This window comes from Guptibacillus algicola (assembly GCF_020171805.1).
Lineage (GTDB): Bacteria > Bacillota > Bacilli > Bacillales > Guptibacillaceae > Guptibacillus > Guptibacillus algicola.
This window is the reverse complement of record NZ_JAIVAF010000003.1, coordinates 145,942-161,529: the sequence shown is the minus strand read 5'-3', so window position 1 is coordinate 161,529 and position 15,588 is coordinate 145,942. Positions and strand designations below refer to the sequence as shown.

The window sequence follows — 15,588 nt, the reverse complement described above, 5'->3', positions numbered from 1 at the left end:
GAGACACTTTTATATTTACATTCGATCCTGTAATGGAAGAATATCAACTACTGTAACGACTGGCTTAGATAATTCTCCGCCATTTGTTTGTATTGGACCATGTACAACACATTGTCCTTTCTTCAGCTCAGATAATTTCTTCTCCCACTGTTTCTTTTCATGCTGATCGTTTGAAAGACTAGTAGCAATACTCGAGATTTCTTGTTCAGGAGGTGAAAAATATACTTTCTCCCCAGAATTCTGAAGTCTAGCTAATTCATCTGTATCAAGTTGAGATTTCAGGAACTGCGTCGCATACCATGCAGACCAACCAAACTTCCTGCCCTCTGTTAGAATTCTAGCAGAAGGAGATTTCTCAGTATGATCAAGGTTTTGCGCTTCATCCATAATAACTGGAAGTGGATTGTTCTTACTGCCAAATCGGATAGTATAGTTCCACAAGTCCCAAAGAATAAATTCAGTAATCATAAGCTGAACGTCTCTTGGATATCCAGTTAATTGAATCACATACACTTCACCGTTATCGTTTAATACATCTTTCCAGTCTATCGAATTCTCATGGGTAAATGGATTCCGATCAATTAATGGACGGATTTGGGACAATGTTGTTTTAGCATAATTGGTACCTGCCTCTTCCAACATATCTCTCAAATGAAGTAAGCTCATGTCTTCACCAAACTGCTCTAATCCATTTAATGTTGCCTCATAAAGAGAATTCAACTGTTGGATTCCTAAACTACTATAAACCGATGAAAACACACTTTTAATTCGTTCTGCAATATCTGTGTTTGATTCAGGAATTTTAATTCCACCAATATCTCTTTCGTTTTTCTTAAAAGGATTAATTGGGAACTTCTCGTTATAAACGATTTTTTGCTTCAGCTTATCACCTAAATAATCGACAAATTCTGGCTCTAGCTGATTTGGTAAAAACCCTTCAGTGTAATCAATGACTACACTGGATAGCCCTAACTTAGATTTTTCCAGTAATAAACACTGCATAAAGTAGGTTTTACCCTGACCAGACTTACCAGATATCAATAGATGGCGGTTGGCTAACCCTTTATTTCCATATTCCCAGTAGATTTCTCTATTAGAATTCTCCGCTTTACCTAGTAAGATTCTTGATTTCTCAATATCAAACGAGGGTGACGTAACTTCAGGTACGTTAACTTCTGTTACTTCATCAGGTTCATCTACAACCTCTTCTTCAATATCACTTTCAACTGGAGCGACAACTACTTCTTCCTCAATCGAATGATTCTCAACTTCTGTGTATCGTTTGTCATCTTCAACCGCTTCTTTTTGATCGGAGGAAGATACTATAGGCTGAGAATCCTCATGCTTACTTTCTGAAGGTATTGAATCACTGGGATTGCCATAAGCCTCTACTGATTCTGTGTTCATTCCAGCATAAACCTTTTCTAATACCTTTTCTTCATTCTTACTAGTCTCTACTTGAGAAGGATTGTATTGGTAAGATAATAGATTTTCTCGTACAAAATCATTTTCTTTATTTTGTACCCAATCATGCATCTGACTAATCGACTGTACTAACCCTTGATAACCATCAAATTCTGTCAGACCAACATACGTAATGCCTTCATCAATAGCTGAGCTTCGATAGTAAGCATCACGCTGGAAGGATAGAATTGCTCCCTCTCCGATGACCTCATCAATTTCGTTAGAGATCCTATACTGGTCTTTTAATAGTTTCTCAATAATGTCATCAGATAATTCATAACCCTTTTCATTCCAGATGTCATTTGCACCAAGTTTCTTAACATTTGATAAGAAAAGCTGTACAAAGAAATTCCGATAGAATTTTTTGTTAAACTGAGATCCTTCTGATTCGATTAATGCTTCATTTAGAAGTGATTTCGTTTTCCTTACCTGTTCCTTCGCTTTCGTTACAACATCATTCTTATTTGCTCCGATTTTCACTTCTACTGGATAAAAATGAAGCTTAAGATTATTTGGATCTGCAGTATTCAAACCAATTAACAATAAATCATCACTATGACTACCCTGCACACCTAGATTCTTAGCTGTGAAGACACCACCAGATTTGCTCAATCCAGCTGCCCCTGCAACCCTAAGAATTTCTTCCAAAGAAATAGGTACCCAGAGGATATCTTGATGGTCAAAGTATGATAGTGAGAACTTAATCGCAGAAATAATACTCAATTTTTCTCTTGAGTAGTGCCCCTTACTCCCAATAATTCTTAACAGCCATTCTCCGTTAAAGGTATTAAATGCTTTGATCGTATTTATTACGTTCTCATCAGAGCCTTCAACTTGCTTCTCATTTAGAAACTCCTTAACAACCGCAAAATACTGATCTGATTTGTCAGTTACAGTAATAGCGTCATAGCGACTCGAAGATGAATATTGATCACTATAATGAATGACAACAAGATCATCATCGTGTTCATTAAAGAAATCTAAATCTACACTAGGATCGACGAACGTTACCCAGTGCGAAGACCCAAAGATTTGTGAAAGAGTGTCTTCATCAATGGTAGAAGTTCTAGAAAGAATAGCTTCCCCTTTATGATAGGAATCGTTACCACCGTTCTTTAAATTGGCACTTAATTCATTTAACATATAAGCCGTTTGCGTTAATACGTTATCCTCATCAATCGAATATCCTTTCACTCCAAAGCCATTTCGGTAGTTCTCATTTCCCTTCATCGATGGGACAGAAGAATAAAGGCCATTAAGATTTATTCCAGAAACCATATCTTTCATTGGCTGGAGTGCGTAAGTTTCTTGAGCTTGCATCTTATAGTATGAAATGTGTGCATAATTGTATTCATCTACACCGAATTTTCGCTTAAAATACTTAATCTTTTCTCGAATCAGCTGTAACAAATCTTTTGGCTCATAATGTTTAAAATCTTTTGATGTAAACTTTAGATCAAGTGCTGTTTCAAGCTCTTCAATAGATTCTGTTCTAGAGAACACATCAAACGCGCTTGTAGCATCTCTCTTGTAAACAGTTACCTCAATAGGCTTAACTTGATCCAATTCTTTTGAATTTATCTGCTTAATGAGGCGCTGAATAATCCCTCTCAGTATTTCATTATCGTTATTAACGTTAATAAGATTAACCAACAACGGTGCACTTGAACTTCCCATAAACAAGTAAGAAAAGTGCTCTTCAAACTGAGTTAATTTATCCTCAACTACTTTTGCCACATAATGATTTCCATCAGATACAGATACTTGACTAACAGGCTTATAAACTAACCACTCAAGAGCAGCATTTTGTTGATCTGGCTTATAGAGATCATCATGATTCCTATAGATATATGGCACTAATCCCAGAGGTTTCAACCTTGATAGAATGCTATTATCTATTTCCTCACTTGAGAGAGAGTCCTTTAACTGAAGCTGAAAAGCCACCATCAATGGATGGTAAGGTGTGAAGTATAGTTCATGTTTAGACGAAATAGTTCCGAGACTGAATAAGTCTCTTCCTTTTTTACCTGCTTCAACACCAGTTTTAAAAGATTTCACTTCACTCAAATAAGCCTCAACATAATCTCTTGCTCGTTCCTCTAAATCAGGACTCATGTAGCTAAGTGTTGGAATGTTATCTTTTATATTAAAGTAGTTGAGATAACGACTATAAGCTTCACGTAACTCATCACCAAGATCAATATCAATAGGTTGTAGGATATCTCCCTCTACTTTTGCTGCCCTAAACCCTTCATCCTGCCAATATTGTTCCCATTTAATATACTCTTTGTATTCTGAATGAACATAGAAATCTCTATTTCCAAAAACAAGGCGGTTTGCCTTTAATTCAAAGTCTATCTGATTTTCTCGTTTCAGCTTCCAAATTCTAGCTCCTGTTATTGGCGTGGATTCTGGAAGTTCGTTTTTCAACGATAAAGGGAGTTCCAACATATTCTCGGAAAAGTGCAGTTTTAGAGCAAGTTTACTCTCATCGTTAAACGCATCTGGTTGAGGCAGCAAGATTAATTGCTCATCTTTCTTGATTTCAATAGATTGTTCGTTTTCAATAACCTCTTGTTCTCTACTAATTCCCTGACCTATTGTGACAGAAGAACCTTCATACTGTATTTCCAAAACTCCTTCTGAAATATTAACTAAATAATTTGTCCTAAATAAATCCAGTAAATTTGAATTAAGTGGCAATACTAAAATTAAGAACTCTGCACCAAGAGTCGCCTTATCATCGTGTGCATAAGTAAATTTAGTAAATGTAGGCTTATTTAATTCTGGAGTTATCTTGACATTCACATTCGATCTCGCAACATTGAGGTCAGTTGTGTTTGAGTGAAGTTTGTGCAACTTAGTGAAATCATTACTTAAGCTAGTAATTTTACCTGATAAAGAGAATGAAATTTGAAGGTTTATTTCTTCAAGTTGTTGTTCATTAAATACGATGATGTTTCTTTTTCTCTTTCCAGCAGCTGAAGTACTTTGGGGACGATCCCACAACTTCAAATTTTTCTCTGCAATTATTTTCTTATATTCAACTTTGGCCTTACGGTTGATTTGAATGTGTTTCGTATGTTCTTTTTTAATTGTGGGATAGGGCTTGTCTTCCCAACCTTCTTTGAATAGTTTACTTGAGAATTCAGGTGTGAATTTTTTTTCAAGTTCATCTTTACCTAGTCCAAAATCATGAACTTTCCTAACAAATTCAAACAGTTCACGGTTTTCCTCTAATCTATATTCTAGTTGTTTTCCTGTAAACGTTGCTAGGTCTGGATCTTTAAAAAGGGCAAACTCTTTATAATCCTTATCTTCCATATATCCCTTGCCTAAGATTGTGAAGATCTCTTGAAAATCAAAGAAGGAGATTTGTTGGAATGATTGTTCTTCAATCAAACTCTCCATGTTATCTAACAAGATAATCTGATCGACTTTTTCCAAACTACTATGCTCGATATCAGATTTCAGCGTTTTATATAATGAAACTGGATGTAAAGGCATTCCTTCCTTAAGCAAGTCACTGCTTCCACCCTGGATGGAATCTAGTTGTTCAGACACTATGCTAAGTAGAGCTGTGTTCTTCCAAACTCCTTGTTGCTCCCCTACCTGGTTTCGAAGAGTTACGAGGAAATCAGGCTTAATATTTCCATGAGTATGAGCAACTACCACTCGAATATTGTCTATCTCAATACAGAACGTTTCATAAGGTTCTCCGAACTCATGCTTATACACAAACTTTTGCACATTTTGCTTTTGCTGAAGGGAATTTATTAGGTTCTTAATCTCTTCATCTTGATCAAGCTGCAAGTAGAAGCGATCTCCAGCGGATAAGGAGCTTGAGCTAAAATGATGAAGGATTTGGTCAGCTATATAATTATAAAATTGGTTTGACATACTGAGCATCACCACTATCACTTTTTTTGTCTAAAATATTTAGGGAATCAAATAATGCAATAATTTCTTTCTTTGAATATCGATCAAACATAACCCCTCTTTTTGCGAACTCTTCGAAAAGCTGATTTAATGGGATACGATTATCTTTAACAGATATTGCAGTAAGTAATAAGAGCATTTCATGATTAATGTTTAATATATGACCTAAACTTCCACGAGGTTTTATAAAGCGTTTTTTTATTAAATCCATAAAATTCTCTCCATACCTTTTATAAACAGTAGTACTCATCCCACGCCGTAAACAATAATTCATAGTTGAGTATGCCTCTGAAACTGTTTCAGGCATTTTTTCCAGATTTATGTTTTTCCATTCGCAATAATTCTTGATCCAATTATTCAAGTCTTTCAGAAGAGTATGTTCTTTACCCTCTTGCTTTACCTTTTCATATAATTCTTTATAGTTTATAACAGGAAATTCACCACTAGAATAAGGTTCATTTAACTGATTATGACTCAAATAGGAAAGAGAGTTTATATGAACGAATAGGTTATCTGCTTTCCCTTTAATGAATTTAAAGCCTACTAGCTCATCTGCAGGCTTCCGTCTTTTACTCATCGACTCCCATTCCAAAGCAAAATACAAGGGAGATGGTGCTTCATAGTTTGCCTTCTCATAACCTTCAAACTTCATTATCATTTGACATATATAAGTTGTCATATAAAAATGGGTTAATAATTCAAACGATTGAAGAAAATATTCCTTATGATTACTCAAGAAAATCATATCTTCTTGATAAAGATTTCTAAGATTCGGTAACATTAATTCGTATTGGGGTGAGCTCTGTTCAACTTTATTTTCTTGTAAGGGTTCGATATTATTTAAAATTAGTTCTGTTAGAATGTCATCATGATCTTTTTGGTTAAATAGATTTTTCAACACCTGATTATCTCTTGCAAAAACATCCTTAAGGAATTGACCAAATTTCTCAATTTCATTTTTATATTTTTTTTCAGTTGGTATATAGTTTAAAAGATAAGGATGGATTGGATTTATTTCGTCATTGTCTTTAAATAAAAATGTGTGCAAAAAACGTTTAAAATCATCACCTGAATTTTCATCTTCAAATTCAACTTTATTTATAATCTGTTGTACGATATAGTGTTCATCATTAAGTATTTCTTCTAATGACTGCTCTTTTTTCTTTTCTTTTTTAAAATCGACCTCACAAATCCCCCTAATATACTCTCCTACTACTCCTTGTAAGTTCTCTTTCACCTTCGATCTTTTATTCGTTAAAAAAGGTAATACATCCACTGCATTTCCCACAGTGTGTTTATTCTTCTCTCTTAACAGATTGTCTAAATATTCTACATTCAAAATCTCTTCCATCTTAAGACTCCTTTTCAAAAACAAAATCACCGAAATCGTCACGCTTTAATTTATATGACCGTTCATCGGCTGGGAATTGAACCAAAAGCTCGTCCTTCTTCTTCCCGTAGCCCATGATTCTGTCCATAAATTCAACGAATTTAATCGCATCTTCTTTATCCTTTTTATTAGGACAATAACCTCGCTGTACTTTTGTTAGTAAGTTATATAGCGGATAGTCGATCTCCAAATCAACTTGATTGTCCCCATTACCATCGTGATAGCGCAAATGAATAGTGGCCTTGAACGATTCTAGTACATTCTGATGATTAAAATTCAAATGCTTATACGTAGGTTTGAAGTTCAATAACTGGGCAATCCGAAACTTTTCAGCTGGATTGTTAATATAGATGTACTCTTTCTTAGGAGTGCCATTCCATTTGAAAATGGACTGCTTCATCTCTTCGTAGAAGTCTCTAATCTTGCTTTTCTCGCCAGCATTAAATGCGTACAAATATTTTACGTAGTTTATATAGTTCTCTTCTATGACTTGTTTAGAAAAGTCCTCGTTTGTTAGATAAGCTAAGCGGATAACCACCTCTACAAGCTGGCTAAATGAATGGCCTGTCACACTGTCATCTTGCTTGAAAGGTTCTAACCATTTCTTTGCTTCATCAGAGTGAATATAGCGGTCAAATACTTTCTCATAGTCTGTATACGTATTTAAGTTAATAATAAGCTGATCAATATGGTAGGAGCGTTGGTGAATTGGATCCTTATCTCCCATTGCCTTTAAGATAGGAGAACGTTCCATTCGATTAAATAATAAATTTGTTGTATTCAACTCTAACCGTTGAAATTCAGTAAGAGAATAATAAGACGAAAGTGTATCTGGAATTAAGATATCTGCTATGAAATTCAAAAATGCACGTGCAGAAATCACCATTTTATCCCGAATCAATGTCTGTATGATTAAATCAACAACCTGTTTTTGTACAAAGGGATGCCTCATAAACTCAAAATTCTCGTGAAGCATGGTATGAAATCCATTGTTCTGATCCTCTTTAAAAGCCAGGTGGAATGGATTATCGTTACTATCTTTAAAGATATTATTTAAAATCGATAAGAAAAACTGAGACTGAGGACCTTCATTCGTAATCTCAAACGGATGATAATCGCCAAAACTTAGGAGATCAAATGCTTCTTCACTATAATGGGTGGTCACATTTTGAGAAAACAACTCACTGTTATCAACAAACTTGCTTAGCTCATTGTACGTCTGATCGCCATGATCAGCTGTAATGAAATTATGCAAGACTCCCATATTGATTGCCAAAATAACGCGCTTGTTACTACTTTCAACTCGCTGATCGGAGAAATCCTTCAATACTTCAGCTAGTGTCTCCATAGCATCCTTATCTGGTGAGAAGCTTTCCGTTGCATCATTATGAATCTCATAATCAGAGATAAGCTCTGGTTTATGTTTCTTTAAATAAGCTAACAAATGGGATTTACCATCCCCTACACTTCCGCAAAGAAGTATTAGCTTTCCTGAATCATCCTGCTTATTCTTTTCAAGAATGTACTCGAGGTCCTTCTGAATCTTTCGGTCCACGTGCATGTATTTCTTGAAATGACTAAAAGCGTTTGCATTCTCAATTGCTTCCTGAGCTGAATCGCTTAACCTTCTTAATTCTCTTAACAGATAACTCTTATTAGCAGGCAAATCTTTAACGAGAATTTCTTCTCCCTCTGGATTCACTTCTTTCGGATCTGTAGTCGTACGCTCTCCTCTTTCTTCCAGCATCTTAATTAATTGTTTTTGAATAAGTTCATCGATTTGTTCTTGTGAACTTATTTCACTCTTATTAGGTTTGGGTTGTTCGTAAGGAGGGATATCGACTCTTTCTTGTGAGTAAAGCTCATAAAACCATAGGGCTACATCGTACATTACCTTATGTAATCCAATCGCTTGAGATAAATCTGCAAAGTCGCCAGTATGTGCAGCTTTGTTCCCATTAATCCTAATCGTATCAAACAACTTTTGTGTATCTCTCTTTATTATTCCCTCTTTTGATAAATAAGAAATCTTCTCGTAAAGTGAAGAAACGTAAGGCGCCTCAATGTTCTCCATTTTAAAAACTTCATCTAGTACTTTCTCTAGAAATAATCGTGATTTAACAATTGCACTTGCAGAGTCTTCAAACAATAACTCTTCCATTTTCTTCGCATTTAGAGCTGCTAATGGACTTAAATGTTCTATAAAACTTAAAAAGCTTCCTTTTTCCATGATTATCAACCTCTTATAAACGTATTCTTACCATTATTCTACCATATAAGCATCCCTCTACTAAACTGGCAGAAAATTGAAAGAAGCGAATTAATGTTCGCTTTTTTGTTGCCATTAGGCTGTATGAGGTTTATAATAATAATTAACAATTACGTACGTAAATCGGAGGTTGTATATATGGATATGGGATTTAGTTATAACTTCCCTGCAATTCGCGGTAAACAAGCTGGAAAGGAATATTTTGTGGCAATGTGCCCCCTTAGAATAATTCCTAAGATCTTCTTATTTGATGAAGACGAGATTCCACCAGAGCATAGAGCACAACGAATCTTAAATAAAACAAGAATTCCTGAAATGACGAATTATATCGTTGAAAACCAAAATGACTATGTATTCTCTTCGATTACAGCTTCAATTGATGGCGAATTGGAGTTTATTCCATTTGGCCAAGACACAACTTCGAACGATTTAGGTCAATTAAGGATATCATTAGAAGCTCGCTTTCTTATTAATGATGGTCAGCATCGCCGAGCTGCGATTGAAGAAGCATTAAAAATTGCACCTGAGCTTGGCAATGAAACCATTTCGGTTGTATTCTTTTATGATGAAGGCTTGAAGAACTCACAACAAATCTTCTCCGATTTAAATAGACATGCTGTCAATACAACCTCATCTATAGGAATTCTGTATGATCATCGTGATCGATTAGCTATGCTTACGAAGGAGATAGTTGCAGAAAATCCTCTTCTCTCTCGTTATACCGATAGAGAAAAGGTATCCTTATCCAAGAACTCACCTAAAATCATGGCACTGAATCATATATTCAATACCAACTTAAAGCTAGTGGGAAAATCAAAAGGTGATGTGATATCTGATGATGAAGAGAAGTTTGTTAAAGAATTTTGGAACCTCTTGTGTGAAACCATTACCGAATGGCAGATGGTTTTAGATAAAGAAATGAACCCCCGTGAGCTTAGAATGAACTATATTGTAGGTCACGGATTGTTTCTAGAAGCGGTTGGTATTGTAGGACGCTATGCATTCGAATACCAGCCAACAACATGGCAAGAAACCATTAAGAAACTTTCGACTATAGATTGGAATCGAGCAAATGCGACTGATTGGGAAGGACGGGCATTTAATTCGAATGGAAGAATTCAAAAGAACAACCACACCATTCAATTAACAGCTAACCTAATTAAAGAAAAGCTTGGCCTCCCCCTCACTGAAAACGAAATGAAGATTGAAAATAAATTTAAGTCGGGTGAATCAAATGTTAAATAGCATTAGTAATCTATTAAAAAATGACTTCCCTAAAGCCTCTGAATCAAAAGAGCATATTAAAGAAGTCTATAAATCTGATCCGAGACCATGGGTTGTTGGATATAGTGGCGGTAAAGATTCTACTGTGGTTATTCAGCTTGTTTTTGACGCACTGTCTGAACTGCCTCCTGAAGAATTACATAAGAAAGTTTATGTCATCTCTTCAGATACTTTAGTTGAGACGCCACTCATTATTCAATCGATTAATACAACGTTAAGAAGAATCCAGACAAAAGCATTGGAAATGGGATTACCAATTGAAACGCACAAGGTGAAACCTGCTCCTGATCAGTCATTCTGGGCAAAAATAATTGGGAAAGGCTATCCTTCCCCTAACCAGAAATTTCGCTGGTGTACCGATCGACTGAAGATCGATCCTGCTAACCAATTCATCCTGGATAAGGTATCTAAATTCGGTGAAGTAATTATGGTTCTAGGTGTGCGAGATAACGAGAGTGCCACAAGAGCAAACGTGATGAAGTCTCATAGTGTTGAAGGAAAAACACTGATGAAACACTCTACCCTTTCAAACGCATACGTTTACGCACCAATCAGAAGCTTTGAAACGAATGATGTTTGGGATTATCTACTTTCAGTTCCATCCCCATGGGGTGATGATAACCATGCATTGAATAAACTTTATCAGGATTCTAGTAGTGGTGAATGCCCTCTTGTTGTAGATAAAAGTGTGAAAGAAAGTGCTGGCTCATGCGGTAACAGTCGATTTGGCTGCTGGGTATGTACGGTTGTAAATGAAGACAAAGCACTGAACGGTTTCATTGAAAGCGGCGAAGACTGGATGCGCCCCCTTCTTGAGTTCCGTAATTGGCTTGCAGGAATTCGAGACGATCGCGACAGACGAATGAAATATAGAATGAACGGTCAGATGTACTTTAATGAAGTTAGAATCGAAGCGATTGAAGACAAGGAATATGTCATCATTCCTAAAAAAGGTAGCAGAAGAAAAGAACTAATCAATCTAGAAGAGTACACAATTGTAGAAAAAAGCAATTTAAAGCAATATATCAAAGAAAACAACATTGACCTTGGTGCTTCAGGAGATCTTAAGCTATTAGTAAGAAATGAAGAAGATAAGCTCGAGCAGCTTGGCCTTGGACCATTCACGCTAGAAACGAGACAAGAGATTCTAGAGAAGCTTCTCATTACTCAAAGAGACCTTAAACACCCCGATGACCCAAACTTTGAATTGATTCGTGAAGATGAGCTTAGAGTCATTCGTAGATTCTGGCTTGAAGCTGGTGAATTTGAAGATAACCTCCCTGAAATCTTTAAGAACGTTATGGGTTATGAACTTGACTGGGAATTCGATGATCGTCCTCTTTTCGATAATGAACAGATCTCTGACCTTGAACTACTCGCTCAAGAGAAGAATATCGATTTCAAACTACTGAAGAAACTCATCCTAACCGAGAAAAAATATTCAGGCTATAAAGTAAGACGTGGGTTAATGAATGAATTAGATAAAGCATTAACACAGGATTACCTACACCTTTAAGGCGAAAGGGTTACTGACATGTTATTTAAGAATTTAACGATTGAAAACATAGGTGCTTATCAAGGCACCTATTCCTTTGATTTTGAAATAGGATCACCTAAGCAGAACGTCATTTTAATAGGCGGTGAAAACGGAGCTGGTAAGACTACTCTACTTAACTCTATTAAACTTGGTTTATTTGGCTCCTTTGCATATGGATATAAAACGGAAAACAAAGCATATTATGATCGGATTTGGGGCTACTTAAACAATCGAAAAAGAGCTGAAGAAGGCCACCGTTTCCGCGTTATTCTAGAATATAGCGAAGTAGAAAACTTCAAACGTCATACGTATAAGCTTTATAGAGGATGGAAGATCTCTGGTGGTTCCGTTAAAGAAGAACTTGAAATTATTCGAGACAACCATCATTTAACCGACTATGAGAAAGAAATCTACCAAACAAGACTTAGAGAAACAATGCCGCCACAATTATTTGACCTTTGTCTTTTCGATGGTGAAGAAATCTCAAGAATCATCAATGAGAATTTGCTTTCAAGTTATCTTAAGAGTGCTTCAAAAGTATTGTTTAACCTAGACTTGTTTGAAGTTCTTGAATCTGACTTAAAGCAATATGTGGAGAATGACCTCGATCAAAACAGCCTGTCTCAAGCTGAAAAGCAGCTACTAGTGCTTCAAAATAAAGAAGAACAGTTGCAGGCTACACATGAAGCAAGAATTGAAGAAATTGAGGATAAGCAACATTACCTTTCTACCTTAGAAGACCAGCTACAGGATCTAAAGAAAGATTTTGAGGTTAATGGTGGGCTTGCAAAAGAGGAACGAGATAAATTACAGAATGAAGTGAATGTCATTGAAACTGAAAGAAAAGAGAATATAGAAGCTGTAAAAGGGTTCATCACCACTCTCTTACCTTTCTATTTGAATCGTTCTTTAATCAAAGATTCTTTGGATCAAATGGAAGATGAAGACTCAAACCAAATGTACCAGAAGCTTTCAAACCGACTCAATGACGAAACGATGAGCACCATTATGGCTTCCGTTTCTTCTGACGATTCTAAAGTGGATTCTAGCAAGCTAAAAGAAGGCATCCTTAATGAATTTAAGCCTGAGAACGACAAGATTATTCATCGCGCCTCCTTTTCTCAGCGTAGTCAAGTGGAATCTACACACCAACAACTAAGCAAAGAAAACCATCACTTCTACCTTGATCTTCTAAAAGATAATCAAGAGCTGCTAGCTGAATCGAAAAAGTTAAGAGATAAAATCACTGCAAATGATGAATCAAAAGATGACTTCCATAAGATTATTAAAGAAATGGAAAGCCTTAACCGAAAGATTGTAGATACCGAACATGAAATAGCTCAACTAGAACAAAACCACTCTGAAGACCAAAGATCGCTTACTAACCTAGCAGATCAAATTAATGAGAAGAAGAAAGTTCTTAAGCAAAATGAAAAGACACAGAATGCCTTCACGATTTCTTCGAAAGTGATGGAACTAAGTAAAGAGTTTAGAAGTCTTCAACAACAAAAGAAACTACAACAAGTTCAAATTGAAGCTACTCAAATGTTAAATCGATTGATGAGAAAACAAAATTATATTTCGTCACTTCGTATTAACCATGAAACGTATGAAGTGGTTCTTTATGATTGGAATAAAGAAATTCTCTATAAAGAAAGCCTATCTGCAGGTGAAAAAGAGATTCTTCTCCTCTCCATTATCTGGGCAATGTTCAAGTGCTCTGGCCGACGAGTACCATTCATCTTTGATACGTTACTTGGCAGGTTGGACAAGTCTCATAAGAAAACCGTCTTGACGGACCTTATTCCATCAAGTGGAGAGCAGGTACTCATTCTTTCTACAGACACTGAAATAGATACAAATCACTACAACTTATTAACTGAACATATCTCTCACGAGTACACACTGGAATTCAACACTGGTGAACAACGTGTTGATTTACACAAAGAGTACTTTAAATTTAAAGAATCGGAGCTGAAATCATGAACTTCAGACTGCGAACTTCAAAACAGACAGAAGAAAAACTAAAGAACCTGCAGTCTACGACTAACTTAACACCTAACATTCTAGCAAGGTTGGCTATCTCTCTTTCATTAAAAGTGAAGTCCATGCCATCTGAAGATCTCGCAAACACAAACGGGCTGGAATTTAATCGCAACACATTAACAGGTGAATATGACTACATCTTCAAAGCGTTAATCACACAGCATGCTGAACGTGAAGTAACCGATGAAGAATACTTCCCTTCTCTATTTAACCTGCACTTAGAGCGAGGCGTTGGCCTGTTGGAAAGTGAATACAAACACGCTGGAAACTATGAAAAGTTTATTATTAACTTAATGAGCATGGATTAGGAGGAAAACACATGTTATATCTGGACAACAGTGCAACAACTCAAGTTCTACCTGAAGTGAAAGAAGCCATGCTCCCCTATTTACTTGAAGAATTCGGTAACCCTTCAAGTAAATATTACTCTCTAGCAACAAACGCCAGTGAAGCAGTCAAAGAAGCTCGCCAAAACGTCGCGAGCTTAGTCGGCTGCGAGCCAGATGAAGTCGTCTTCACGAGTGGCGCAACAGAAAGTAACAACATGATTATCAAGGGTGTAGCAGATTATTACCGTGATAAAGGTGACCATATTGTCACTACAAAAGTTGAACACCCAGCTGTACTGGAAGCCTGTAAGTACCTAGAACAGCGTGATTATAAGGTTACTTATCTAGATGTGGATCAGTTCGGTAGGATTAATATTGATGATTTCAAACAAGTTATACAAGAAGATCCTCCTATCCTTGTCTCAATTATTTGGGGTAATAACGAGGTTGGTTCTCTTAATCCTATTCAGGAAATTGCAGCGCTTTGCGAGGAACGTGACATCTTCTTTCATACCGATGCTACACAGGTGATTGGAAAGGTGAAGTTCAATCTTGCGGATTACCCAGGGATTAACTTCCTTTCAGGTTCTGCTCATAAGCTTCATGGTCCAAAAGGAACTGGAATGGCGATTCTTCGTAAAGATTCTCTTGGGATTCCAGTTAAGCTTACTCCACTAATGCACGGCGGTGGTCAAGAGAGAGATTATCGTAGTGGAACGTTAGCGGTTCATAACATTGTAGGGTTTGGGAAGGCTGCTGAACTAGCATTTGAAAACATAACTCAGAATATTAGTAACTTAGAAGAACTTGAATTAACATTAAGTGGACTCCTCAAAGAGAAATTCACTGATCATATCTCGTTCAATAATGACCAAGAAAATAAGATCCCTGGAATTGTAAGTGTACAGTTTAAAGGAGTGAATAATGAAGTGTTAGTAAAATCACTAGCTGATCACATTGCCACTTCTACTGGATCAGCTTGTAGTTCTAGTAAACCTAGTCATGTTCTTGAGGCTATGGGGTGTACAATTGAGGAGATAAGATCAACAGTAAGATTTTCATTGTCATCAACAACAGATATAAAAGATTTAAATATTTTTAATGAATTGTAACAAAGTATATTTTAACATTGGTTTATTACTTAGAGACCATAAGGACAAGATTAATACTTAGTAAAATCATGTCCTTATGGTTATAATAACCTAATAAAAATAGGTTCTATTAACACTACCTTTTCACAACTTAGAAAGTGAAAATCGATTATTTATTGCAATGTGATGCACACGGATTTCAATCAAATATTTATACAAAATTTTTCTTAACTTCACGT

General features: G+C 36.1%; 8 protein-coding genes. 5 read left to right on the top strand and 3 right to left on the bottom strand.

Annotated features, from left to right (window positions below; translation table 11 throughout):
* Nucleotides 1-15: 15 nt before the first annotated feature.
* Genes dptH through dptF form a run of 3 tightly spaced genes read right to left on the bottom strand, consistent with a single transcriptional unit; the run spans nt 16 to nt 9,023 of the window.
* Nucleotides 16-5,364: a DNA phosphorothioation-dependent restriction protein DptH gene (gene dptH / locus LCM09_RS08210; RefSeq protein ID WP_224880506.1), complete on the bottom strand. Its 5,349-nt coding sequence runs from the start codon at nt 5,362-5,364 to the stop codon at nt 16-18.
* On the bottom strand, nt 5,345-6,754 hold the full coding sequence (dptG, locus tag LCM09_RS08205; protein WP_224880504.1) for a DNA phosphorothioation-dependent restriction protein DptG: 1,410 nt from the start codon (nt 6,752-6,754) through the stop codon (nt 5,345-5,347). The genes dptH and dptG overlap by 20 nt, the downstream gene beginning before the upstream one ends.
* Before the next feature lies 1 nt (nt 6,755).
* Nucleotides 6,756-9,023 (bottom strand): DNA phosphorothioation-dependent restriction protein DptF, encoded by a 2,268-nt coding sequence (gene dptF / locus LCM09_RS08200; protein ID WP_224880502.1) that lies wholly within the window; start codon nt 9,021-9,023, stop codon nt 6,756-6,758.
* A 177-nt stretch (nt 9,024-9,200) separates the two neighbouring features.
* Here dptF and dndB point away from each other — a divergent pair, with 177 nt between their 5' ends.
* From dndB to LCM09_RS08175, 5 genes are read left to right on the top strand one after another with little or no spacing between them, the layout of a single operon-like run.
* Entirely contained in the window at nt 9,201-10,307 is a 1,107-nt protein-coding gene (gene dndB, locus LCM09_RS08195; RefSeq protein ID WP_224880500.1) for a DNA sulfur modification protein DndB, read from the top strand.
* Nucleotides 10,297-11,862: a DNA phosphorothioation system sulfurtransferase DndC gene (dndC, locus tag LCM09_RS08190; protein ID WP_224880498.1), complete on the top strand. Its 1,566-nt coding sequence runs from the start codon at nt 10,297-10,299 to the stop codon at nt 11,860-11,862. The genes dndB and dndC overlap by 11 nt, the downstream gene beginning before the upstream one ends.
* 18 nt (nt 11,863-11,880) lie before the next feature.
* A complete protein-coding gene (gene dndD / locus LCM09_RS08185; RefSeq protein ID WP_224880497.1) occupies nt 11,881-13,869 on the top strand; it encodes a DNA sulfur modification protein DndD in 1,989 nt (662 codons plus the stop codon).
* Nucleotides 13,866-14,237 carry a DNA sulfur modification protein DndE gene (gene dndE / locus LCM09_RS08180; RefSeq protein ID WP_224880495.1) on the top strand — a complete coding sequence of 124 codons (372 nt, stop codon included), beginning with the start codon at nt 13,866-13,868 and terminating at the stop codon, nt 14,235-14,237. The genes dndD and dndE overlap by 4 nt, the downstream gene beginning before the upstream one ends.
* Nucleotides 14,238-14,248: 11 nt before the next feature.
* Complete coding sequence (locus LCM09_RS08175) at nt 14,249-15,370, top strand: cysteine desulfurase family protein (protein WP_224880493.1); 1,122 nt, start codon at nt 14,249-14,251, stop codon at nt 15,368-15,370.
* Nucleotides 15,371-15,588 lie beyond the last annotated feature (218 nt).

Bases quoted from the DNA above. Each gene is read 5' to 3' on its own strand.
- dndB (WP_224880500.1), top strand. From the start codon at position 9,201: ATGGATATGGGATTTAGTTATAACTTCCCTGCAATTCGCGGTAAACAA.
- dptF (WP_224880502.1), bottom strand. From the start codon at position 9,023: ATGGAAAAAGGAAGCTTTTTAAGTTTTATAGAACATTTAAGTCCATTA.
- dndD (WP_224880497.1), top strand. From the start codon at position 11,881: ATGTTATTTAAGAATTTAACGATTGAAAACATAGGTGCTTATCAAGGC.
- LCM09_RS08175 (WP_224880493.1), top strand. From the start codon at position 14,249: ATGTTATATCTGGACAACAGTGCAACAACTCAAGTTCTACCTGAAGTG.
- dptG (WP_224880504.1), bottom strand. From the start codon at position 6,754: ATGGAAGAGATTTTGAATGTAGAATATTTAGACAATCTGTTAAGAGAG.
- dptH (WP_224880506.1), bottom strand. From the start codon at position 5,364: ATGTCAAACCAATTTTATAATTATATAGCTGACCAAATCCTTCATCAT.
- dndC (WP_224880498.1), top strand. From the start codon at position 10,297: ATGTTAAATAGCATTAGTAATCTATTAAAAAATGACTTCCCTAAAGCC.
- dndE (WP_224880495.1), top strand. From the start codon at position 13,866: ATGAACTTCAGACTGCGAACTTCAAAACAGACAGAAGAAAAACTAAAG.